Source organism: Sphaerisporangium krabiense, assembly GCF_014200435.1.
In the GTDB taxonomy this organism is placed as follows: Bacteria; Actinomycetota; Actinomycetes; order Streptosporangiales; family Streptosporangiaceae; genus Sphaerisporangium; species Sphaerisporangium krabiense.
In genome coordinates this window covers 5,923,912-5,945,961 of record NZ_JACHBR010000001.1, presented here as the reverse complement: position 1 = coordinate 5,945,961, position 22,050 = coordinate 5,923,912, and the positions used below count along the sequence as shown (strand labels likewise).

Here is a 22,050-nt window from a genome sequence, read left to right as displayed (position 1 = left end):
GCCGGCCCAGGGGCGATCCGCCCCGGGGCCGGCTCCACGCCGGGCGCGGGGTCACCGCGTGGCTTTGGGGGTGAAGAAGAGCGGGTCGGCGTGGGCCAGGGCGTGGGACATCATTCCGCGGAGGAACAGGCCGTGGCCGTGGGCGCGGCCGATGTCGTAGTCGCCGTCGTGCCAGCCGCGTTGCTGGTTGCCGACGATGACCACGTTGCCGTTCTGGTCATGGTTCTGGAGGTAGAAGCGGAAGAAGGACACCGGCAGGCAGACCAGGCCGAACCGCGCGTCCGATCCGTACGCCTCCGAGGCGACGCCCCGCGCCTGGCCGCGGACCTTCTGGGCGGGGCCGTCCGACCAGGAGACGTCCTCCAGGTCGAGGTCGGCGCGATCGGTCCACCCGCGGCCGCCGGGCTCGGGGTCGGCCAGGCACTGGTTGTAGTGGCTGCGATAGGAGGTGTACAGGTAGGCGCGGGCCCTGCGGTTGAGCTGGGCCCACTGGCGCGTGGCCGTCCAGAGCCGGGCCAGTTCGGGCAGCCGCTGGGCGTCGTTGTCGCCGAGGTTGATGTCGAACCCGTTCCACTGGGTGAGGTGCTCGGTGAAGAACGGGGTGCGGCCGACCTGGCGCATGAGCTGGACCAGCCGGTCGCCGCTGCGGCTGTACGCGGAGAGCATCACGGCGCCGATCCGGTCGAACTGGGCCGGGCCCTTCAGCGACGTCGTCAGGGCACGGTAGACGTCGCCGAGGGCGCCCAGCATGCCGGCCGGGGTGAGCAGGTCGGCGAAGTTCCCGGCCACGTCGGCGACCGGGACGACGTAGGCGAGGTTCGGGTCGCGCTCGGTGACGGCCATGACGTGGTGGGCCACGCCTTTGAAGTCGTTGCAGAGGTACCGGATGCCCAGCTTCACGTAGTACGGCACCCCGTCCGCGCGCAGCCTGCCCCGCCAGTAGGGCCGTGAGCCGGTGTACTCGGTCTCGTACGTGGGCGGGTGGAACAGGACGTGGAAGTTCAGCGGCGCGGTCAGCGCGCCGCGGCTCAGCCGGCCCGCCAGCGCGCCCGGCAGCCAGACGAAGAACAGCCGTGTCGTGCCGGAGTCGCGTTCCAGCGCGAACGCGCGCCCCGCGGCGTCCTTCCCGTGGCCCGGGCCGTAGGCGGCCTCGTGGTAGGCGATCCCGTCGGCCGCCGCCTTGTCGAGCACCTTCCAGGCGAACTTGCGCAGGCCACCGCCGGGCAGCAGCGCGCCGGGATCCGTTTCCACCTCCGCGGCGGGGCCGCGCCGGAAGAGCGGCAGCGGCTGGAGCCCCAGGACCTCCGCGCCGACGTCCCTCATCGTCATCGTCGTCGGGCGCCGTCTAGGAGATCGTCGTGAGGTTGGACGTCATGGCGATGTCCGTTCCCGAGGACGGGGTGTAGTCGCCCCACTCCGCGATGAGCGCGCCCTTCTCCCCCGGCTGCAGGATCGGCACCGGGGACTGGGTGCCGCGGTGCGCGACGGTGATCCGGGCGACCGTGATGCGCGTCGCGTCGGGGATCGCGGTCACCGTCTGCGCCTCCTGCAGGCGCCGGTCGTCCTCCACGTCGATGACCACCGGCAGCCCGACGACGAAGCCGTCGCTGCTCTCGACCTTGATCGTCACCGGGTTGGGGCTCGGCGCGATGTCCGCAGAACAGGTGGTGAAGACGGCGTCCTGGAGGCGGACGGCCGCCCGGCCCGGATTCGCGGGCGGGATGCCCGGATAGTTGCGGTCGTCGTACGCGGCGATCTCCTTGGCGATCGACAGGTAGGGGGCCGGGATCTGCGCGTCCACCGCGCCGCCCTCGGCGAAGCGCATCCACCGCTCCTCCCAGCCCTTGCGCACGGTGAGCACGATGCGGGCGCTGCCGGCGCGCAGGAACGCCTGCCGGCTCGGGTCGGGGTGCCGGAGCCGGCGGACGAAGTCCCAGCTCGGGGGGACGTCCCAGAAGTAGGAGTACAGGAACGTGACCACGTTCTCCCACTCGATGGCCTGGTTGAGGAACCGGATGACGTCCTCGTGCCGCCGCAGCACCGACCACTGCTGAGGGCTCAGGTCCAGGCCCGGCCCGTCGAAGCCGATGCCGTGCTGCAGATCGACCCCGGCGGCGGTGAACGCGGCCAGCACGTCGTCCGGCATGAAGTCGAAGTCGGGGCCGAGGACGAAGCGCAGCACGCACTTCATCAGCTCGTCGTTCTCCTCGCGCCGCAGGGTCAGCGTGTCGACGCTCTCCAGCCGCTCCTCGATGGCGGCGATGCGGGCGGCGATCTCCTGCTGCTGGGCGAAGTACCTGGTCTGGGCGGCGGTGTACAGGGTGTTCCAGACGTCGGTACGCCACTGCTCGACGGCCTCGGGGGTCAGCTCGCGCAGCACGGTCAGCCCGGCGAACACCTGCTCGGAGTGGTGGAAGAAGAAGGTGACCTTGTGTCGGCCGGTGAAGCCGGCCATGTACGGCACGCCGGACCCGACCGACATGATCTTGTGGTCGCGGATGATCAGCGGCCCGCTCAGGCCGCCCCACCCCGGCTCGGCGTGGGCGCCGATGACGTCGAAGTTCATCCTGTCGTCCGAATCGTCCTTGCCGATCTGCGCGTCCAGCCGCATCTCGCGGACGCGCGTCCCCCCGGGCACCTCGAACTCCAGGTCCAGGAAGTACCAGCCGCCGCCCGTGCTGACGTGCGCGCTGACGGTCAGCGGCGTCGGCTCCTCCGGGTACGGCCGGACCGCCACGCCGTGCCGGTCGGCGAGCCACCGGTACTTGGGCACCCCGCCCGGGTCCGGCCTGCCGTTCTGGTCGACCTTGTCGGTCGTGATGTCGGAGTACTTCACGTCGAACTCGAACGGCCCTTGCTGGGCGCGCAGCCGTTCCAGCTCGGCGTACGCGCGCCGCATGGCCGCGCCCGGCTCCGGCACCGTGATGTCGTAGGTGAGACGCAGCCCGTAGCGGTACAGCCGGACGCGCCACTTGCGCATCAGGCTGAAGTAGTCGACCCGGATGGGGTCCTTGCCCGGGTTGCGCAGCATGCGGGTCGAGGTCTCGGACGCGCCCGTCTCGGTCTTCGTCGAGATGGTGACCTTGTGTTCCCGCCGCGACCGGGACGCGGCCTTCTGGGTGGTCGTCCGGGCGTGCTTGACGCTCTCGCTCGCGGACGCCGACTCCGACCCCTGGGCGGTGAAGCCGGTGGTGCTGGAGCCGGAGATGATGGGGATGCCGCCCTGCACCGTTCCGGTGATGTTGAACTGGTTGGAGTGCTGGCTCTGCGACGACGTCGACTGCGCCAGGTCGGTGTTGTCGGTGACGCCCGTCTCGCTGACCTCCTCCAGCGAGTCGGTGACGATGGTCGTGAACTCCCGGGACGTGACCGACCACTCGGTGTGCGTGACCGCGGTCTCCTCGCCGGGGGCCAGCGGGATGGTCGCCACGAGCTCGCCGCGCTGGATTCCCACCGGGACCATCTCGATGCGTTCCAGGTTGAGCATGCCGACCGGCGGCGCGGTCACGGCGAGCAGCCCGCGCAGCGCGACCGCCGCGGTGTTGACCGCCTGCGCGGCACGGCCGCTCGCCTCCGGTTCGCGCGCCGCGTCCGTCGCCTTCAGCCGTTCGGCGCGCCGGCCGAGCAGGGTTTCGGCGAACGCCGTCAGCTCACCGGCGGGCACGCGCGAGATCGCGGCGAGGCTCGGGCGCAGGGCGGGGACGGCCGGCTCCTCGAACGCCTGGAGCAGCTCGAACGTCGCCTCGGAGACGCCGGCCGCGTCGGAGCCGGCCCGCGCCGCCGCGTCCCGCAGCCGGTCGCGGACCTCCGCGGTCTCGCCGGGGTTCAGGGCCAGTTGTCGGATGGCGCCGGATTTGGCGATGCCACCGCCCGGCTCGCCGGCCGCCACCGTGACCTGCACCGGCACGAGCGTGCCCTTCAGGATCTCCCGCGCCGAGTTGTCCAGGACGGGCGCGGTGGGAGGCGAGGGCGGCGGCGGATTCGGCGGGCCCGCGGCGGGAATGGGGGCGGAGGCGGGAGTCGGCATGGTTTTCCCCTGACAGCCGGAACTGGACGCTACTTCGCGGCAAATGTCCGAAATCAGGATGTATGCAGACGATGTCAGACTATGCCGCCGTTTGCAGGTAAAAGATCGGCCGAATAATCAGCATATGGGATTGTGTGCTCAGGCTAATCCTGGCTTCCGGTCGGCCGCCAGCCTTTTCTCTCGATCGGTCTATGCCGATTGGCCATATGTCAGGGAATACAACGATTCGATCAACCCGCTACACCATCCGGCCATGCGGACAAGACTCTCACCCATGCAGTTAGGACAGTTCATGAAGATGCGGGAAGAGCCTGGACACCTGGCCCTCACGACTCCCCCTTCGGCTTCACGCTGCTCAATCCGCAAGGGGACAGACACCTGGCGTTCGACGACAAGCGTGGTCACTGGTATCGACTGTGGCAGGGCCGGCGGCCCGAACGTCTCAACGGCGGCGACGCCATCCTCCTCCGCCCGAGCGAGACCGGCCCGATCCTCCAGATCTCCATGGTGTGGATCATGAATCACCCGGCGGACCCCCGCCGCCACGCTTTGGCCGAGGAGGTCGCCGCCGGCGCACACGCCGTGGTCCAGCATTTCGCCAGACTGTCCGGCGCCGTCTAGCCGGTCATCAGAGGGAGGCCGGGGGGAGCCAGGGGACGTTCTGGCCGAGGTGGCGGATGTCGGCGCTGCGGGCGTGGCCTTCGAACTGCTCGACGCGGGAGGCTCGGGCGCAGAGTTCGCCGAGGTGGGCGCTGGCCGCTGGGTCGGTCACCTCCTGATAGGTCACCGTCTTGAGGTACTTGCCGACCCATAGGCCGCCGGTGTGGCGGGCGGCGCCCCGGGTGGGGAGCGTGTGGTTGGTGCCGATCACCTTGTCGCCGTAGGAGACGCACGTGCCGGCGCCGAGGAACAGCGCCCCATAGTTCGTCATCACCTCGAGCGCGCGCCGGGGGTTCTCGGTGAGGATCTCCACGTGCTCGGCGGCGAAGGTGTCGGCCAGCGCGAGCGCCGCGTCGACGGAGCCGTCCACCACGATGACCTGCCCGTGGTCACGCCAGGCCGGGCCGGCCAGGTCCCGGGTGGGCATGGTGGGCAGCAGGTCGTCGATCCACCGCATCGTCCGCTCGGCGACGCCGGCCGAGGTCGTGATGAGGATGGCCGGCGAGTCGGGGCCGTGCTCGGCCTGGCTGAGCAGGTCGACGGCGACGACGAACGGGTCGGCGTGCTCGTCGGCGACGACGAGGATCTCGGTCGGCCCGGCGAACAGGTCGATGCCCACCGTGCCGTAGAGCCGGCGCTTGGCCTCCGCGACGTAGGCGTTGCCCGGCCCGGCGATCAGGTCCACCTTGGGGATGCTCTCGGTGCCGAGCGCCAGGGCCGCGACCGCCTGAACGCCGCCTAGCAGGCGGATCTCGTCCGCGCCCGCCAGGTGCATCGCGGCGACGGTGGCCGCGGGGATCTCGCCGCGGATCGGCGGGGTGCACGCGCTCACGTATCCGACCCCGGCGACCTTGGCCGTGACGATGGTCATGTGGGCGGAGGCGACCAGCGGGTACCGGCCGCCGGGGACGTAGGCGCCGGACCGTCCGACGGGGATGTTGCGCTGGCCGAGGTGGACGCCCGGGCTCGTCTCCACCTCGAAGTCGGTGATGGACTCGCGCTGGCGCAGCGCGAACTCCCTGACGTTGCGCTGCACGGTGACGATGTCGTCGATCAAGGTGGTGGGCAGGCCGCCGACGACGGCGCGGACCTGGTCCGGGCCGAGCAGGAAGTCCTCGGGGCTCCAGCCGTCGAACCTCTCGGAGTACTCGCGCACCGCCTCGTCCCCGCGCCGGCGGACCTCCTCGATGATTCCCCGCACGATGTCCGTGACGTCGGCGGCGGCGGCGTCGCCCTGGGGCGCGGCGGGCGTCTTGAGCCGTGTTGTCGCTGGTGAGAGCATGCTGGCAGCATGGATTGCATACGTATACACGTCAACTGCGCCAAGTGCTGGAATACGTATGCTTGACCGCGTGTCCGTCACCAGTTTCGACGTCGCCAGGCTCGCGGGCGTGTCGCAGGCGACCGTCTCGCGTGCGCTCCGGGACATGCGCGGGACCTCGGAGGCCACCCGGCGCAGGGTGCGGGAGGCCGCCCGGCAGCTCGGATACGTGCCGCGGCAGACGGCCCGCTCACTGGCCACCAGCCGCACCCGCCGGATCGGGGTCGTGATCGGCGAGCTGGGCAACCCGTTCTACGCCGCCCTGCTCGACCCCCTGATCGCGCGGCTGCACGAACGGGGCTACCTGGCCGTGGTGGTCCACGACGACGACGTGAGCGAGCTGGACTGCGAGCCGCTGCTGGACGGGTCGCTGGACGGCGCCGTCCTCGCCACGGTCCGCGCCGGCTCGGCGGCGCCGGAGGAACTCGGCCGGCGTGGCGTGCCGTTCGTGCTGGTCAACCGCGAGCAGGCGGGGAAATGGGGGGACGTGAGCGTCGCGGACAACCGCGCGGGGGCCACGCTCGCCGCCGAGCTGCTGCTCGGCCTCGGGCACCGGCGCATCGGCATGATCGGCGGTCCGCCGGACACCAGCACGGCCCGGGCCCGCACCGAGGCGTTCCGGGACGCCCTCGCCGCCGCCGGCGTCGCCCTGTCGCCCGGCCTGGTCGTGCACGGCGCGTTCGACCTGGCCACCGGAAGCGACGGCTTCGACCGGCTCATGGGCGCCCCCCGGCCGCCCACGGCGATCTTCTGCGCCAACGACGTCCTCGCGATCGGCGCCCTCCACCGGGCCCGGTCGTCCGGGGTGGACGTCCCCTCCCAGGTGTCGGTCGTCGGCTTCGACGACATCCCCCTGGCCTCGCTCGCCCAGATCGGCCTCACGACCGTCTCCGCGGACCTGCGGACGATGGCGGTCACCGCCGTGGACCTCCTGCTGGAACGCCTGGCCGATCCGGCCCTGGGGCAGCGCCGGGTGCTGCACGCGGCGACCCTGGTCCGCCGGGCCACCCACGCCGCCGCGCCGTGACGACGGCCCGCCTGAACGCGGGCGGGTGGGCGGAGGTGGGACCGGGTCGTTTTGGGGTGGCCGTGCGGGGCAGTCGGGGGGTTGACAAACGCAGACAAACCCGGAGGCAGACATGACCATCGCCTGGGTGGCCGTCGTCCTAGCCGTGGTGGTGGCGATCCTGGCGGTCGGCTACCTCATGGCGCAGCGGCAGCGGAGGCACCGGCTCCAGGAACGCTTCGGACCGGAGTACGACAGGACGCTCCGCGCGAGCGAGAGCCGTCGCGAGGCCGAGCAGGAACTACGCGAACGAGAGCAGCGGCACGCCGAGCTGGACATCAAGCCGCTCGCGCCGGAGAGCCGCTCCGCCTACGCCAAGAAGTGGACCGAGGTGCAGGAGCGGTTCGTCGACGCTCCCGGCTTCGCGGTCACCGAGGCGGACCACCTGGTGACGGCCGTGATGGCCGACCGGGGGTATCCGACCGAGGGCTTCGAGCAGCAGGTGTCGGACCTGTCCGTCGCCCACGGGCGGGCGCTGGACCACTACCGCGCGGCGCACGAGATCAGCAGCCGCGCCGCCCGTCAGGAGGCCTCGACGGAGGAACTGCGGCAGGCCATGGTGCACTACCGCGCCCTGTTCGAGGAACTGCTGGAAGACACCACGAGCAACCTCACCGGCCGGGCCCGGCACCGTGATGACACGGCCGCCCACAACGGCACCGGGTCGCACGACGGCACGGTGTCGCACGACGGCACGGCCGCCCACAACGGCACGGCGTCGCACGATGGCACGGCGGCCCACGACCGGGCGGTGGCGCATGACGGCGGCGTTCCTGCCGCCCGCCGCGAGGACGTGCGACGCGAGGACGTGCACAGCGAGGACCTGAGCGACGCGAACGTGCGCCACGACGGCCTGCGCGAGACGAACGTGCGCGAGGAGTACCTGCGCGACGCGAACGGGCGTCACGAGGGCGTCCGCCGGGAGGCGGACGATCGGCTCGCCGAGCCGGGCCGCGGGGAGCGCGGGCGGCACGAGGCCGTCGAGGTCCCCGGTCGGCGTGATGGCCGGGACCAGGACGTTCAGGGAGGCTGACCAGCGATGGAACCGTATCGCCGAGACAAGGCCGACGACGAGGTGACGCGCGGGCGGGCGCAGGTGGACCTGGCCGACCACGACCGTGCGGGCGGGCCGTTCGCGGACGAGCGGGTGGACCTGGCGGACCATGACCGTGCGGGCGGGTCGCTCGCGGACGAGGGGCTCGGCGGGCTTCGTGACGCGCGCGCCGAGAACGGCCGGGCTCCCTCCGGCACGGCCGACCCCGCGCACACCGCCACCTCCCCCGGGTCCGACCTGGCCGAGCCGGCCGAGGCGCGGGACGCGGAGCGGCGGCGGGAGCGGGACGACGCGCTGCGCGACCCCGACTCCGTACCCACGCAGCCCGGACGGGCCGGCGGGGCCGGGGCGCACGGTGAGGCGCGGCCCACGCCTGATCCCGTCCTCGACTTCGAGCCGACCGGGCGGCTCGGTCAGCCTCCGGAGGCCGCCGACCTGATCGTGTACCCCAAGCCGGCGGAGCGGGCGGGGACGGACGAGCTGACGACGACCAGCGGGCCGGTGACCGGTCCCGGCCTCACGGACACAGGCCATGACAAGCACGACAAGGGAGACGACCTGGTGAGGGAGAACGAGGTGACGACGAAGGACCGGGCGGGACTCACGGTCGCGAAGGACGCCGCGCACGAGTCCTCGCACGCGGCCGACCTGGACCGCGACGGCGTGACCGCGCGCGACGGCGCTACGGACGGCGCGATCGCGCATGACGGCGCCCCTGATGGCGTGACCACGCACGGGGCTCCCGGTGGCGCGATCACACACGGCGCTCCCGACAGCGTGACCACGCATGGGGCTCCCGGTGGCGCGATCGCGCACGGCGCTTCTGACGGCGTGACCGCGGACGGCGCCACGGATGGCGTCGGCTTGGGTCCGGGCGCGGGCGTGCGGGCCGGGGGGAACGGCCTGGGTGACGGGCGGGGCTCGGCGGACGGGGACTTCCTCGGGCGGTGGCGCGAGGTTCAGGCCGGGTTCGTGGACGACCCCCGGGACGCCGTGGAGCGGGCCGACCGGCTCGTCGAGGAGGCCGTGGACGCGCTGACCACGCGCAGGAAGAATCTCGCCGACCGCTGGAAGAACGGCGGCGACGGCGACACCGAGCGGCTCCGGCTGGCGCTGCGCGACTACCGCTCGCTCCTGGAGGAGCTGGTGGGACTCACCCACGGGAACGCCGGGCAGGCGGGTTCCCCGGCACGTCACGAATCGAGGTAACACATGCTCGCCATCGTCGCGGCGATCGTCTTCGGACTCGCCTTCGTGCTGGCGCTCATCGGCTCCAGCATCGGGATCTCGACCACCGCGCTGATCGCGCTCGGGCTGTGCCTGCTGGCCCTGCACCAGGCCGGCATCGGGACCTCGAGCGTCGGCTCGTGGCGCGGCGGCTACCGTCGCACCCGCCGCTGACGGCGCGTAAGTACCGGACGACGAGGGGGCGCCATCCCGGCGCCCCCTCGTCGTCGTTCCAAGAGGGATGTACGAGACGGGTCGGCTGTCGCGATCACGCGTCACCGGATGGGGAGGGACGTGCGGAACGCGTCGGACGCGGACGAGCGTGCGTTCGCGGACGGGGAGGGATGTGGGGGGCGGGTCAGCCGCGGGCGAGCATGCGTTCGCGGATGGGGGTGGTGCGGGCGGCGTATTCGAACTCCTGGCGGGGGTCCTGCATGGCGCCCAGGGAGACGATCTCGCGGCGGAAGAAGAAACCCATGATCCAGTCGGCCATGATGCGGGACTTCTTCTCGAAGCTCGGCACCTTCGACAGGTGGTAGGCGCGGTGCAGGAGCCAGGCCGGGTAGCCCCGGATCCGGTGCCCGTACACGTTGGCCACGCCCCGGTAGCGGCCGAGGCCGGCCACCGACCCGGCGCTGCGGTGGACGTACGGACGCCGCTCCTTGCCGCGCAGGGTGGCGATGAGGTTGTCGGCGAGCAGGGCGGCCTGGCGGACGGCGTGCTGGGCGTTGGGCGGGGTGGTCTGGCCGGGGTGGAGGAGGTCGGGGACGGCGGCGCTGTCGCCGGCGGCGAAGGCGAAGTGGGTGCCCTCGACGAGCAGGTAGGCGTCGACCTTGACGCGGCCGCGCTCGTCGAGGGGGAGGTCGCCGCTCGCGGCGAGCGGGTTCGGTTTGACGCCCGCCGTCCACACCAGGGTGCCCGCGTCGAACTCCTCCCCGTCGCTGAGGACGATGTGGCGGTCCACGGCCGATCTCAGCAGGGTGTGGGTGCGCACCTCGATGCCGCGCCCGCGGAGCTGCTGGGCGGTCCACAGTCCCATCTCGGGGCCGACCTCGGGCAGGATCTCGCCGGTGGCCTCGACGAGGATCCAGCGCATGTCCTCGCGTTCGATGGAGGGGAAGTAGCGGCAGGCGTCGGCGGCCATGTCCTCCAGCTCGGCCAGGGCTTCGACGCCGGCGTAGCCTCCGCCCACGAAGACGAAGGTGAGGGCCCTGCGCCGTACTCGGACGTCGGTGGTCGAGGCGGCGAGGTCGAGCTGGGCGAGCACGTGGTTGCGCAGGTGGATGGCCTCTTCGAGGTTCTTGAAGCCGATCCCCCACTCGGCGAGCCCGGGGATGGGCAAGGTGCGGGAGACCGAGCCGGGCGCGAAGACCAGGTGGTCGTACCGCAGCCGGCGCGGCGGCCCCTCGTAGGGCTGGAACCCGGCCGAGCGCGAGGAGAGCTCGATGTCCAGGATCCGGCCGCTGAGGATGGCGCAGGCGGGCAGGACGCGGCGCAGGAAGATGACGACGTGCCTGGGCTCGATGTTGCCGGCCGCGGCCTCGGGGAGGAACGGCTGGTAGGTCATGTAGGAGTCCAGGTCGGCCAGGGTGATGGCGGCCTCGCCGGGGTGGAGCCTGCGCTGGAGGCGGAGGGCGGCGAACATGCCGGTGTGGCCGCCACCGACGATGAGCACGCGCGGGGTTCGCTCCCTCATGGTTGCGGACGTACCCCGTCCGACGCCGCCGAACAGAGGCTTTATCGGCTTTGCCAGAATTGTCAGCTTTGCCGGGTATATCCCAGCTATCGGATCTGGAAGCGCATGGTGAGGCTCGTCCCCGTGGCGCCGGTGCGGAGCGTCAGCGCCTTGGTCAGCCTGCGCGCCACCCACAGGCCCATGCCGCTCGTCGAATAATCGTGCGGGGCGATCATCCCGGGCTGCTCCTCGACGATCCAGTGGCCGTCGTCGTGGATGTCGATGAGGAGGTCGCCGCCTTCGCACCACACGCGCAGCCGCGCCTTGGCCGAACCGTGTGTCACGGCGTTGGTGGCGACCTCGTTGACGGCGACGAGATAGTCTCCGATGCTCTCCTCCGCCATTCCGGCCCTGCGGGCCTGGAGCGCGGCGAAGTCCCGCACCTCGGGCAGGTCGGCGACGCAGAAGGTCAGCTCCCTGGCCGGCACGCCCAACGGGAACAGCGAAGTGCCGCCCCCGTCCGCGAGGAAGCGGGGAGGAGGAGGGATACCGTCCTCGTTCACCCGATAACCGCCTCCATGAGCGATCAGACTAGGTCACCCTGTGCCCGGGAATACCGTCATACATCGATGAAGATACCCCGGGACACCCCTTCGCGATGGTGATGGCCTGCACGCAAGCCGCGTTCCGCCCGATTGAGTGCCCCGGGATCGCCCGTCTAATCAGCTCGCGCCCACAAGTTGTGCGCGGAGCTGGTCGAGGACCTTGCGGAGGATCCGCGAGACGTGCATCTGCGAGATGCCGAACTCGGCGGCGATCTCCGCCTGCGTCATGTTGCCGTAGAAGCGCAGCAGCAGGATGTTGCGCTCACGCTCCGGGAGCCGGTCGATCAGCGGCTTCATCGCCTCGCGGTCGACCAGGGTGGCCAGCTCGTCGTCGTCGTCCGGGATGACGTCCCCGAGCGCGGCGGCGTCGTCGTCGGCGCCCATCGGGGCGTCCAGCGACAGGGTGCTGTAGGCGGCGGAGGCGTCCATCGTGAGGAGCATGTCCTCCTCCGAGATGCCCATCTTCTCGGCCAGCTCGGCGACGGTGGGGAACCTGCCGAGCTCCTGGGTGAAGTCGGCGACGAGACGGTTGAGCTCGGAGCGCCGCTCCTGGTAGAGGCGCGGCACCCGCACGGCCCAGGTGCGGTCGCGGAAGTGCCGCTTGACCTCGCCGGTCATCGTGACCATGGCGTAGCCCCTGAAGCTGTGGCCGAGCTCGGCGTCGAAGCCGTTGATCGCCTTCATCAGGCCGACGTACGCGGCCTGGAGCAGATCTTCCATGGGCTCGCCGCGGTGGCGGTAGCGGCGGGCGATCTCACGCGCCATGGGAAGGTGCATCTCGACTATCATCTCGCGAAGCCGCGCCGCGCGATCCTCGGTGATGGCGGGCTCGGCCAGCTCACGGAGGAGGTCTTCGGCGGTGACGTCGATCTGGGGGGAAGTGCTGCGGTCTTCGGCAGCCATTGCTGCTCCCTCGTATGCCTTGCAAGCGAGGCGGGAGCCGCCTGAACCCATGCAGAGCAGGCGTCGCCTCGCGTACTACGGTCGAGACGAGGCCCTCTGCTGGACCTCGGCTCCAGTATTCCCCAGAAATCAAGAGTATTGCTACCCCCTGGGCAACAGTAATGTTGCGATTGACCCCCCGATGGGGTTGGCGCCATGCGCCAGGATGCGGTGAGGAGGCGCGTGGTGACCGTTCCCGACAAGGCCGAGTCGGCCTTGACCCTTACCTCGGCGGTTGCCGAGGACGTACCGGTGGTCCGGGTGAGCGGCATCCTCGATGCCACCACACGCCAGCAGTTCACCGACAGCCTGGCCGAGATCACCGACGACCACGGCCCCGACCTGGTGCTCGACCTGGCGGGCGTCACGTTCATGGACTCCCGGGCCCTCGGCCTGATCGTCCATCACTGGCAGCGCACGATGGCGGCGCAGGGCCACTTCGCCCTGGTCGGGGTGCAGTACTCCAACTCCAAGGTGATGTGGGTCACGGGCCTGGCCCAGCGGCTCCCCCTGTACGACACGCTGGAGGAGGCGCTGGCCGCCTTCCGCGGGTGAGCCCGCGGCCGTCCGGGCGCCGCGCCTGAGCCGCGGCGCCCCGGGGACGGCTCAGGACGGTGCGGCGCCGCCGTGCTTGCTCTGGTGCTCGCTGACCAGCAGCCGCGCGAGGTCGGCGACCTTGACCTGGTGGTGCTGGGACAGGCGGCGCAGCTCGTCGAAGGCCGCCTCGGCCGAACATCCGCTGGCGTGCATGATGATGCCCTTGGCCTGGTCGATCACCGAGCGGCCCGCCAGCGCCTCCTGGAGCTGGGCGGCGTCGGTGAGCACCTCGTCGTAGTCGGAGATGTTGGCCAGCGCCACGGTGAGGTGCTCGGTGAGCAGGGCGGCGAGCGGGTCGGCCGAGCCGCCGGTGAACGCGCCCGGCCGCACCGCGTAGAGGCCGAGCACGAGCGTGGCGTCCTCGATCGCGATCGGCAGCACGAGCGCGGCCCGCACGCCGTAGTGGACGGCGGTCGCGGCGTACCGGGGCCAGCGCGTCTCCTGCAGCAGGTCGGGGACCAGGACGTTCCTGCGGCTGGCCACGGCCTCCAGCGCGGGCCCCTCGCCGAGGGCCTGCTCGCGGTCGACCAGGGCGATCAGATCGCTGTGGGAGGCGGAGAACATGAGCCGCTCGTCGCGCCGCAGCTCGACGGTGCCGCCGGCGCACCCCGGGACGCCGACGGCGACGGCGCCGGTGATGCCGCGCAGCACGCTCTCCATCGAGGTGCCCTCGTGGACGCGGCCGAGCGCCGCGAGATCACGGGCGAGGGCGGGGCTGAACATGCGCATCGTCTCTACCATCGTCTACAGCACCGTCTCCATACGCAGGGCTCCAAGGGCGTCGTGAGCAGCCTTCATGTGCGGGTCTCGGTTCCCCGAAGCCTCAGGTTAATTCGCGTCATGAGATGCTCTTCGACGCGCGGGCGCCGTGCCGCCGTAGTTGACGTACCGTCTAGCAGGGGAACGCCCGCCCGGTGACACGAAGGACGTCCAATTGACCGAGCCTACCGACCTGCCCGCGCTGGAACAGGCGCTCAGCGGGCTGACCGCCCGCATCTCGTCGCTGCGCCAGGCCCGCGCGGCCTACCCCGCCGACCCCGGGCCGACGCTGGACGCCGCGCTCGTGGAGCTGGACACGGCCCGCGACCTGCTGCGGGGGGCGATCGGAGAGCTCGGCAAGTCGCGCCGCAGGCCGGCGGGGCCGGGCGGCAGGGACGGCGCGAACCGCGAGCTCAAGCTGCTGCGCACGCTCTACCGGGCGATGCCGGTGCCGGTGATCGTGCTGGACGCCTCCGGCAACGTGCGGCGGGTGAACGCCGAGGCGTCCCGCCTGCTCGGCAGCCCCGACGGCTACCTCACCGGCCGCGCGTTCCCGCTGCTCGTGGACGTCTCCCGGCGGGCGGCGTTCCGCTCGCACCTGACGGCCGTCCTGCACACCGGTGAGACGGCGGCGTTCCCGACGCGGCTGGCCCATCAGGGGCGCGCCCACAACGTGCAGCTCGTCCTGACCCAGCTCCGCATGGCCGGGGAGCCCCAGGAGATGATCGCGGCGGTCGCGCTGCCGGTCGAGGCGCGCACGCCCGAGCCGGGCCGCGCGGTCGAGCAGGACGCCACGCCGGACGAGCCGCAGCTCCTGGCCGGCGCCCGGCGCCAGGAGCTGCTGTCGCAGCTCACCCGCCTGCTGCTGGACGAGGAGAGCCTGAGCCAGCCGGTCGCGCTGATCCGCTCGGGCCGCCTGCTGGCCGCGCACACCGCCGACTGGGTCATCGCCGACGTCGTGCGCGAGGGGGTGGCGCGGCGGTCGCTGGTGCTCGGCCCGACCAACCAGCCGGTGTCGCGGCTGATCCGCACGCTGGAGCGCCTCTCCCCCGCCGCGGCGCCGCTGATCTCGCACGTGCTGGAGAGAGGCACGGGCGTGGTCCACGAGATGGTCGAGGACGATTCACTGCTCGGCGCCCTGCCCGACGGCGTGCCCGTCCTGCAGGCGGCGCGGGCGGGCTCGGTGCTGAGCGTGCCCATCGGCGCGGGCGAGGAGACGGCCGGGGTGCTCACGCTGCTGCGGCTGCGCGAGCGTCCCTCGTTCGGCCTGGCCGACCTCGCGCTCATGGAGGACGCCGGCGCGCACATCGGGCTGGCCCTGCGCGCCCAGCGCACCTTCCAGGACCGCTCGCAGGCCGCCGACACCCTGCAGACCGGCGTGCTGCCGCGCACGCTGCCGGAGATCCCCGGGTACGACACGGCGGCGGCCTACCACACCGGCGCGGGGCCGCGGGCGATCGGCGGCGAGTTCTACGACGTCTTCCGGGTGAAGGACGGCTGGGGGTTCGCGCTCGGCGGCGTGGTCGGCCAGGGCGAGGAGGCGGCGTCGGTGACCGCGCTGGTGCGCGGCGGCCTGCGCACGCTCAGCGTCTGGGAGGACGACCCCGCCGAGGTCGTCGCGCGGCTGAACGACGCCCTGGTCGTGCAGGACACCGGCATGTTCGTCATGGTGGCCGCGGGTTTCGTCACGCCGGGCCGGCGCGGCGGGCGCGTCCGCCTGGCCTCGGCGGGCAACCACCCGCCCGCGGTGCTGAAGGCGGACGGCGAGGTCGGCTACACCTCCGGGGGCGGCATGCCGCTCGGCATCGAGACCGGCGCGAAGTTCCCCGTCGAGGAGGTCGCGCTGGCGATCGGCGACACGCTGGTGCTGTACTCCGACGGTCTCGCGGGCTCGCGCGGCAGGTCGGGGCAGGCCGAGCTGGCCTACGGGGAGGGCCGCCTGACCGAGGTGCTGGCCCGGTGCGCGGGGCAGCCGGCGACGTCGGTGGTCAAGGCCGTCGAGGACGACCACCTGGCCTTCTCCGGTGGTCAGGTGCTGGACGAGACGACGGTCCTGGCCCTGCGGCGTGCCCGCTGATCCCCGCCGCGGGGTCTGCCCGGGCGGATCCGGGGCAGGGGTTTGCAAGATTTTTTCGCGAAAGGGGTTTGCCGCTTAACTGACATCGGTACACTGACATACAGATTTCGTGCCTAAGACGCAGGCACAACTCAGTACGTTCGCGGGTCCGTCGTGACCCGGCTTCCCTGAGGTGTGCCGTGAAAATCGCCTTCGTCTCCGTGCACGAACTTTCCTCCGACCTCCTGGCCGTCGCCCGTGAGTTGAGCGCTGCCCACCGCGTCACCATCTACACGCGCCGCGACGCCGCCGACCGCAAGCCGCGCGGCAAGGTGGCCACCGGCGTGGCGATCGAGTACCTGGAGGCGGGCCCGGCCCGGCCGCTCCCCGAGAGCGCGGTCATGCCGCACATCTCCGCCTTCAGCGCCCACCTGCGCGAGCGCTGGGCCAAGGACCACCCCGACGTCGTGCACGCCCACTCCTGGACCGGCGGGCTGGCCGCGGTCGCCGCGATCGACGGCCTGGACGTGCCGATCGTGCAGACCTTCCACGCCGGGACCCCGCTCGGCGCCCGTCCGGGCGACCGCGAGGCCGCGGCGCGCACCAAGCTGGAGCGGGCGATCGGGCGGCGGGCCGGCGCGGTGGTCGCGGCCTGCGCGAGCGAGGCGGCGGACCTGATCCGGCTGGGCGTGCCGCGCAGGAACATCGCGGTCGTCCCGCACGGCGTGGACGTCGAGCGCTTCCGCCGCCAGGGCCCGGCCGGGGCCCGCGGCGACCGTCCCCGCCTGCTGCACGTCGGCCACATCGGCCGGGGCGGCGGCGCCGACATCGCGATCCGGGCGCTGGACGGCATTCCGGGCGCGGAGCTGGTGATCGCCGGCGGCCCCCTTCCCAACGCCCCCGAGGCCGAGCGCGACCTGGAGCGCCTGACCCTGCTGGCCAAGGAGGCCGGCGTGGAGGACCGGGTCACGCTGCTCGGCCACGTCACCCACAACGCGATGCCGAAGCTGATGCGCGGCGCGGACGTCGTCCTCACGCTGCCGGTCGCCGCCCCCAAGGGCAAGGTCGCGCTGGAGGCCATGGCCTGCGGCGTCCCGGTGATCGCCTCGGCGGTCGGCGCCCACCTGGACTCGGTGGTCGAGGGCGTGACCGGCCTGCTGGTGCGTCCCCAGGACCCGGCGACCCTGGCCCGCCGCACCCGGGCCCTGCTCGGCGACCTCACCCGCCGCACGGCGCTGGGCTTCGCCGGCGCCGACCGCGCCGGGTCCCGGTACTCGATGGAGCGCATCGGCCGCGAGCTGGTCCGCGTGTACGAGAACGTGACCGGCCGCGCCCGCCCCGCCGAGCTGGACGAGGCCGAGGCCGAGGCCGCCTGACCACTCCCGCCGGGCCCGTGCCACCCCCGGGTGGCACGGGCTTCGTCGTTCCCGCGCCGGGGGGGTCAGATGACGGCGCGCGCGGGGACGGTCCAGGTGTCGCACGCCTTGGGCCGTGCCGATGAGAATCCCCGTTCGAGCCACCGCATCTGCGTGTCCAGCTGCCCGTGGTCGCGGACCCACCGCGCCTCGAGCGTGCCCTGATAGGACTCCTGGAACCGGCTCCACGGCGGGAGCGCCTCGCGTACGGCGTGGAGCGCGACCCCGCCCAGGCAGGTCGCCTGGAGCTCCAGCCGCCGGCTCAGGGCTTCTCTGACGGCGCGCTTGGCGCCGTACTCGGCCTCCCCTTCCCAGTCGAGGATGTTGACCATGTGCTGGACGTGGTGGCCGTACTCGTGGGCGATGATGTCGGCCACCGAGGAGGTCGCGTCCGGGGACAGGTCGTCCGGCTCCAGCAGGACGTAGTAGACGCGGGTGTCCGGGCAGTAGGTGCCGTCGGCGCCGCGGGCGGGCATCGTCCCGCATTCGCGGTCCTTGACCGGGCGCGGCACGAAGACCCGGCGCGGGGGCGTGAAGTACGTCCTCGCCGCCCTGAACTGCCGCGCCCAGACCCGGTCGAGGCAGGCGGACAGGGCCTTGCCGTACCGCCGCATCGAGGCCAGGCTTCCCGATCGGACCGTGGGAAGGCGGCAGGCCGTCCTCGGCGTCTTCGGCGCGGCGTAGAGGGGGCTCCTGACGGCGGCGTCCCGGCCCTGGGGCGGGATGACGCGATCCGGTGTCCTGGCCGGGGCCCGCGCCCCGGAGGGCGTGGGTGTGGGCGCGGGCGCGGCGTGCCACCGTCCCACGCCCAGAGGCACCTCGTCGCGCGGCGGCTGCGCGGTACAGGCGGCCAGGAAGACGCACACGCTGAACGCGGCGAGGATGCGGCGCATGATCGCGCATCATAGGGAACCGAGCGGCATGTCGGATATCAAATGATGTTGCGTCACATGTCGGGCGGAACCTTATCGCCCGCCCGGAACCGGGCCTCAGTCGGCGAAGCGCGCCATTCTCCGGATCTTGTTCATGGCGTCCAGCGCGGCGACCTTGTAGGACTCCGAGAGGGTCGGGTAGTTGAACACCGCGTCCACCAGGTAGTCCACGGTGCCGCCGCAGCCCATGACCGTCTGCCCGATGTGCAGCAGCTCGGTGGCGCCGGTGCCGAAGACGTGCACCCCGAGCAGGGCGTGGTCCTCGGGCGAGACCAGCAGCTTGAGCATGCCGTAGGTGTCGCCGATGATCTGGCCGCGCGCCAGCTCCCGGTAGCGCGACACCCCGACCTCGAACGGGATGAGCGCCTTGGTCAGCTCGTCCTCGGTCCTGCCGATGAAGCTGATCTCCGGGACCGTGTAGATGCCGATCGGCTGGAGGTGCGACATGCCCCGCAGCGGCTCCTCGCAGGCGTGGTGGGCGGCGATGCGGCCCTGCTCCATCGAGGTGGCGGCCAGCGCGGGGAAGCCGATCACGTCGCCGACCGCGTAGATGTGCGGCACGGCCGTGCGGTAGAACTCGTCCACGGCGATGCGCCCCCGGGCGTCGGCGGTCAGCCCGGCGGCGTCCAGGCCGAGCCCCTCGGTCACGCCGTTGCGGCCCGCCGAGTACAGGACGGTCTCGGCCGGGATCTTCTTTCCGCTCTCCAGCACCGTGACGCAGCCGCGCGCCCGGCGCTCGACCGAGGCCACGGTCTCGCCGAAGCGGAAGGTGACCGCGAGGTCGCGCAGGTGGTACTTGAGCGCCTCGACGATCTCCAGGTCGCAGAAGTCCAGCATGCGCTCGCGCCGCTCGACCACGGTGACCTTGGTGCCGAGCGCGGCGAACATGGAGGCGTACTCGATGCCGATCACCCCGGCGCCGACGACGACCATCGAGTCGGGCACGTGCTCCAGCCGCAGCATCCCGTCGGAGTCGATGATCGTGCGGTCGTCGAAGTCCACGCTGTCGGGGCGCGCGGGCCGCGTCCCGGTGGCGATGATGATCTTGTCGGCGGTGACCTTGGTGGTCTTGCCGCGCTCGTCGGTCACCTCGACCGTGTGCGGGTCCAGGAAACGGCCGCAGCCGAGCAGCATGGTGACGTGGTTGCGGGAGAGCTGGCTCCTGACGACGTCGATCTCCCGTCCCACCACGTGCGCGGTGCGCATGGTGAGGTCGGCGACGGTGACGTCCTCCTTCAGCCGGTAGCTCTGGCCGTACAGCTCCCTCTGGTTGAGGCCGGTGAGGTAGAGGACGGCCTCGCGCATCGTCTTGGACGGGATCGTGCCGGTGTTGATGCACACCCCGCCGACCATGTCGCGCCGCTCGACGAGGGCGACCGTGCGCTCCAGCTTGGCCGCCGCGATGGCCGCCTTCTGCCCGCCGGGGCCGGACCCCAGAACAAGGATCTCGAAATCGGACACACCGCCAAGTGTGCGGTGAAGCCTGGAATAGGTGAATACCTACCTGACATACGTGGCGCGAATTCGGCATAACACTGGGATCACGGACAGATGGCTGTTTTCATGGGCGCATGTCGATCCGTAGCGCGTACCTGATCGTGGCGGCGGCGACCTTGACCCTCTGCCCGGTCCCGCAGCCGGCGGCCCGGCACTCCCCCGCGGCTCCCCCGCCGGCCGTCCGCCCCGAGACGCCCCCCGCGCCTCCCGTGCCGTCCCCGCCGGTGGTCCGCCGGGGGACGCCGTCCCCGTCGTACCCGCCCCACGCCCCGCCGGTGGTGAGCCGCCCCGCTCCCCCGCCCGCCCGTGCGGCCGGCTCCGGCCCCGACCGTCCCCCGCCTCCCGTCTACGACCACCGGTACGGCGGCGCCCCCGCGCCGTCCGTCCCGATCCCCTCGCCCGGCCGGGACGGCGACCCGCCAGGTCCGCCCGCCCCGCCGGCCGCGCCCGGCCCCGCCGAGACGCCGGGCGGCGCCGTGCCCGAGCGCACCGACGCCCGGTGGGGCGCGCCGGTGCTGGTGGAGGACTTCGACGGCGACCGGATCGACCAGAGCAGGTGGGAGGTCTACCACTCCCCCGGCGCCGCGGTGAACCCGCGCACCGCCGAGGCGACCACCGTCCACGACGGCATGCTCCACATGACCGGCGGCTTCTACGACGGCAAGGACCTGTCCGGCGGCGTCGCGAGCCGGATGTCGCAGACCTACGGCCGCTGGGAGGTCCGGTTCCGCGGCGAGCCGGGCCGCGGGTACTCGCTGGTCACGCTGCTGTGGCCGGAGAGCCAGAGCCCCGAGTACGCCGAGGTCGACTTCGCCGAGGTGATCGACGCGACCCGCCGGAGCGCGGGGATCTACGTCCACCGGGGCCAGTCGCCCCAGGCGCAGAGCCTGGTGCGCGCCGATTTCACGCGCTGGCACACGGCGGCCGTCGACTGGACGCCCGGACGGCTGACGTTCTGGCTCGACGGCAGGCGGACCTGGGACTACACCGGGCCGAACGTCCCCGCGGCGCGGCCCATGCACCTCACCCTGCAGAACGACGTCGTCTGCAACCAGTGGTCGCCGTGCCGGGACGCCACCACGCCCGCCACCGTGTCGATGTTCGTGGACTGGGTCAAGATCTACCGGGCGCCCTGACCCGGGCGCGGGCGGGCCCGTCCAGCAGCTCGGCCGCCTTGAGCCCGAGGTGCAGCACGAGGCGGTCCTCTCCGTCGGCGAGGTCGAGCCCGGTGGCGCGCTCGGCCTTGGCCAGCCGGTAGTAGAGCGTCTGACGGTGGACGCCGAGCCGCGCCGCGGTCTCCCCGGCGTGCCCGGCGTGGTCGAGGTAGGTGCCGACGGTGTGGGCCAGCTCGCCGTCCAGCATGGCGGCCTCGGCGGCGAGGTCGGCCAGCTCGGCGGCGGAGAGCCGGGCGAGCAGGCGGTGGACGCCGAGCGAGCTCCAGCAGGCGACGGGCGCGTGCCGGGGCACCCGCTGGGCGACGCGCAGGGCCAGCGTCGCCTCGCGCCAGCTCCGCCACGCCTCGCCGACGTCGTCCCGGACGCCGCCGACGCCCGCCGCCGTGCCGTACATGCCGATGACCCGGGCCGCGACGGCCTCGGCCTGGGCGGCCGGGGCGAGGACGGCGGTGACCGGGTCGCCCGCGTCGGCGATCACGCCGCGCGGCAGCGTCCACAGCGGCACGACGCCGCCCGTGCCGCTCTGCACGGCGATCGCGGCGCACGGCCCGGGAAGGTCGATCGCGGCGGAGGCGCGCAGCTCGGGGTCTGCCGACAGCAGGTCGCGCAGGCGGGCGCCGAGGTCCTGGCGGCTGCGCGCCTCCCTGGCCAGGGCGGCGGCGGCGCGTTCCACCAGGGGCGCGACCCGGGCCAGCCGCTCGTCGCCGAGCGCGCCGGAGTCCAGCAGCCACAGGTAGCCGTAGGTGACGCCGCGGTGGCGCAGCGGGACGCAGACGCGGGCCAGCACGCCGAGACCCCGGTCGGCCGGGATGCGGACCGGGCCCGCGGCCGTGGCGATGCCGTACCCCTCGAAGTAGGCGCGGACCTCGTCGGAGGCGCGCCTGCGCAGGATGGACTCGCGGCGCACGGTGTCGATGTCCCCGCTCTGCGCCGCGTAGGCGAGCATCTGGAACGAGCGGTCCTCCAGCGTCGCGGAGGCGTCCAGGATCCCCGCGATCTCATCGACTGTTTCCTGCAGATCCACCCGCACATTGTCATACAT

18 protein-coding genes are annotated in these 22,050 nt (G+C 72.4%); 8 read left to right on the top strand and 10 right to left on the bottom strand.

The window, feature by feature from the left end; genetic code table 11:
• Positions 1-51: 51 nt before the first annotated feature.
• The 3 genes from BJ981_RS25970 to hisD form a co-directional block, all read right to left on the bottom strand.
• Positions 52-1,323 (bottom strand): hypothetical protein, encoded by a 1,272-nt coding sequence (locus BJ981_RS25970; RefSeq protein WP_184614618.1) that lies wholly within the window; start codon positions 1,321-1,323, stop codon positions 52-54.
• A 22-nt stretch (positions 1,324-1,345) separates the two neighbouring features.
• On the bottom strand, positions 1,346-4,027 hold the full coding sequence (locus tag BJ981_RS25965; RefSeq protein WP_204070612.1) for a hypothetical protein: 2,682 nt from the start codon (positions 4,025-4,027) through the stop codon (positions 1,346-1,348).
• A 628-nt stretch (positions 4,028-4,655) separates the two neighbouring features.
• Complete coding sequence (gene hisD / locus BJ981_RS25960; RefSeq protein ID WP_184614616.1) at positions 4,656-5,969, bottom strand: histidinol dehydrogenase; 1,314 nt, start codon at positions 5,967-5,969, stop codon at positions 4,656-4,658.
• 70 nt (positions 5,970-6,039) lie between these two features.
• Here hisD and BJ981_RS25955 point away from each other — a divergent pair, with 70 nt between their 5' ends.
• The 4 genes from BJ981_RS25955 to BJ981_RS25940 all read left to right on the top strand — a co-directional run bounded on the left by BJ981_RS25955 (position 6,040) and on the right by BJ981_RS25940 (position 9,529).
• Complete coding sequence (locus BJ981_RS25955; RefSeq protein WP_184614614.1) at positions 6,040-7,035, top strand: LacI family DNA-binding transcriptional regulator; 996 nt, start codon at positions 6,040-6,042, stop codon at positions 7,033-7,035.
• A gap of 112 nt (positions 7,036-7,147) precedes the next feature.
• The gene (locus BJ981_RS37570; protein WP_204070613.1) at positions 7,148-8,107 is read left to right on the top strand and encodes a hypothetical protein; all 960 of its coding nucleotides are present in this window, start codon (positions 7,148-7,150) and stop codon (positions 8,105-8,107) included.
• Between the two features lie 6 nt (positions 8,108-8,113).
• Positions 8,114-9,337, top strand: coding sequence for a hypothetical protein (locus tag BJ981_RS25945; RefSeq protein ID WP_184614613.1), 1,224 nt, complete (start codon positions 8,114-8,116; stop codon positions 9,335-9,337).
• Between the two features lie 3 nt (positions 9,338-9,340).
• Positions 9,341-9,529, top strand: coding sequence for a hypothetical protein (locus tag BJ981_RS25940; protein ID WP_184614612.1), 189 nt, complete (start codon positions 9,341-9,343; stop codon positions 9,527-9,529).
• A 184-nt stretch (positions 9,530-9,713) separates the two neighbouring features.
• Here BJ981_RS25940 and BJ981_RS25935 read toward each other — a convergent pair whose 3' ends face one another.
• The 3 genes from BJ981_RS25935 to BJ981_RS25925 all read right to left on the bottom strand — a co-directional run bounded on the left by BJ981_RS25935 (position 9,714) and on the right by BJ981_RS25925 (position 12,538).
• Positions 9,714-11,051 carry an NAD(P)/FAD-dependent oxidoreductase gene (locus BJ981_RS25935; RefSeq protein ID WP_184614610.1) on the bottom strand — a complete coding sequence of 446 codons (1,338 nt, stop codon included), beginning with the start codon at positions 11,049-11,051 and terminating at the stop codon, positions 9,714-9,716.
• Between the two features lie 86 nt (positions 11,052-11,137).
• Positions 11,138-11,593, bottom strand: coding sequence for an ATP-binding protein (locus BJ981_RS25930; protein ID WP_184614608.1), 456 nt, complete (start codon positions 11,591-11,593; stop codon positions 11,138-11,140).
• A 159-nt stretch (positions 11,594-11,752) separates the two neighbouring features.
• A complete protein-coding gene (locus BJ981_RS25925) occupies positions 11,753-12,538 on the bottom strand; it encodes a SigB/SigF/SigG family RNA polymerase sigma factor (protein WP_184614606.1) in 786 nt (261 codons plus the stop codon).
• Between the two features lie 225 nt (positions 12,539-12,763).
• On the opposite strand from BJ981_RS25925, the gene BJ981_RS25920 reads away from it, so the two are divergent.
• Positions 12,764-13,132, top strand: coding sequence for an STAS domain-containing protein (locus tag BJ981_RS25920; protein WP_239139617.1), 369 nt, complete (start codon positions 12,764-12,766; stop codon positions 13,130-13,132).
• A 51-nt stretch (positions 13,133-13,183) separates the two neighbouring features.
• On the opposite strand, the gene BJ981_RS25915 is transcribed toward BJ981_RS25920, so the two are convergent.
• Positions 13,184-13,903 carry a GAF and ANTAR domain-containing protein gene (locus BJ981_RS25915; protein WP_184614602.1) on the bottom strand — a complete coding sequence of 240 codons (720 nt, stop codon included), beginning with the start codon at positions 13,901-13,903 and terminating at the stop codon, positions 13,184-13,186.
• Between the two features lie 205 nt (positions 13,904-14,108).
• On the opposite strand from BJ981_RS25915, the gene BJ981_RS25910 reads away from it, so the two are divergent.
• A complete protein-coding gene (locus tag BJ981_RS25910; protein ID WP_184614600.1) occupies positions 14,109-16,010 on the top strand; it encodes a SpoIIE family protein phosphatase in 1,902 nt (633 codons plus the stop codon).
• Between the two features lie 179 nt (positions 16,011-16,189).
• On the top strand, positions 16,190-17,365 hold the full coding sequence (locus tag BJ981_RS25905; protein ID WP_184614598.1) for a glycosyltransferase: 1,176 nt from the start codon (positions 16,190-16,192) through the stop codon (positions 17,363-17,365).
• 65 nt (positions 17,366-17,430) lie between these two features.
• Here the strand turns inward: BJ981_RS25905 and BJ981_RS25900 are convergent, their stop codons facing one another.
• Both BJ981_RS25900 and sthA read right to left on the bottom strand, forming a co-directional pair.
• Complete coding sequence (locus BJ981_RS25900; protein ID WP_184614596.1) at positions 17,431-18,297, bottom strand: neutral zinc metallopeptidase; 867 nt, start codon at positions 18,295-18,297, stop codon at positions 17,431-17,433.
• A gap of 96 nt (positions 18,298-18,393) precedes the next feature.
• Complete coding sequence (gene sthA, locus BJ981_RS25895; protein WP_184614594.1) at positions 18,394-19,797, bottom strand: Si-specific NAD(P)(+) transhydrogenase; 1,404 nt, start codon at positions 19,795-19,797, stop codon at positions 18,394-18,396.
• A 110-nt stretch (positions 19,798-19,907) separates the two neighbouring features.
• Between sthA and BJ981_RS39395 the strand changes: the two genes are divergently transcribed.
• Positions 19,908-20,969: a glycoside hydrolase family 16 protein gene (locus BJ981_RS39395; RefSeq protein ID WP_184614592.1), complete on the top strand. Its 1,062-nt coding sequence runs from the start codon at positions 19,908-19,910 to the stop codon at positions 20,967-20,969.
• On the opposite strand, the gene BJ981_RS25885 is transcribed toward BJ981_RS39395, so the two are convergent.
• Entirely contained in the window at positions 20,947-22,032 is a 1,086-nt protein-coding gene (locus BJ981_RS25885) for a PucR family transcriptional regulator (RefSeq protein WP_239139619.1), read from the bottom strand. The two genes, BJ981_RS39395 and BJ981_RS25885, sit on opposite strands and share 23 nt — an antisense overlap.
• Between the last annotated feature and the right edge of the window lie 18 nt (positions 22,033-22,050).

What these genes read in the sequence shown, in the direction of transcription:
- BJ981_RS25935 (WP_184614610.1), bottom strand. Translation starts at nt 11,051, where the DNA reads ATGAGGGAGCGAACCCCGCGCGTGCTCATCGTCGGTGGCGGCCACACC.
- BJ981_RS25940 (WP_184614612.1), top strand. Translation starts at nt 9,341, where the DNA reads ATGCTCGCCATCGTCGCGGCGATCGTCTTCGGACTCGCCTTCGTGCTG.
- hisD (WP_184614616.1), bottom strand. Translation starts at nt 5,969, where the DNA reads ATGCTCTCACCAGCGACAACACGGCTCAAGACGCCCGCCGCGCCCCAG.
- BJ981_RS25970 (WP_184614618.1), bottom strand. Translation starts at nt 1,323, where the DNA reads ATGAGGGACGTCGGCGCGGAGGTCCTGGGGCTCCAGCCGCTGCCGCTC.
- BJ981_RS25915 (WP_184614602.1), bottom strand. Translation starts at nt 13,903, where the DNA reads ATGCGCATGTTCAGCCCCGCCCTCGCCCGTGATCTCGCGGCGCTCGGC.
- BJ981_RS39395 (WP_184614592.1), top strand. Translation starts at nt 19,908, where the DNA reads ATGTCGATCCGTAGCGCGTACCTGATCGTGGCGGCGGCGACCTTGACC.
- BJ981_RS25900 (WP_184614596.1), bottom strand. Translation starts at nt 18,297, where the DNA reads ATGCGCCGCATCCTCGCCGCGTTCAGCGTGTGCGTCTTCCTGGCCGCC.
- BJ981_RS37570 (WP_204070613.1), top strand. Translation starts at nt 7,148, where the DNA reads ATGACCATCGCCTGGGTGGCCGTCGTCCTAGCCGTGGTGGTGGCGATC.
- BJ981_RS25965 (WP_204070612.1), bottom strand. Translation starts at nt 4,027, where the DNA reads ATGCCGACTCCCGCCTCCGCCCCCATTCCCGCCGCGGGCCCGCCGAAT.
- BJ981_RS25925 (WP_184614606.1), bottom strand. Translation starts at nt 12,538, where the DNA reads ATGGCTGCCGAAGACCGCAGCACTTCCCCCCAGATCGACGTCACCGCC.
- BJ981_RS25945 (WP_184614613.1), top strand. Translation starts at nt 8,114, where the DNA reads ATGGAACCGTATCGCCGAGACAAGGCCGACGACGAGGTGACGCGCGGG.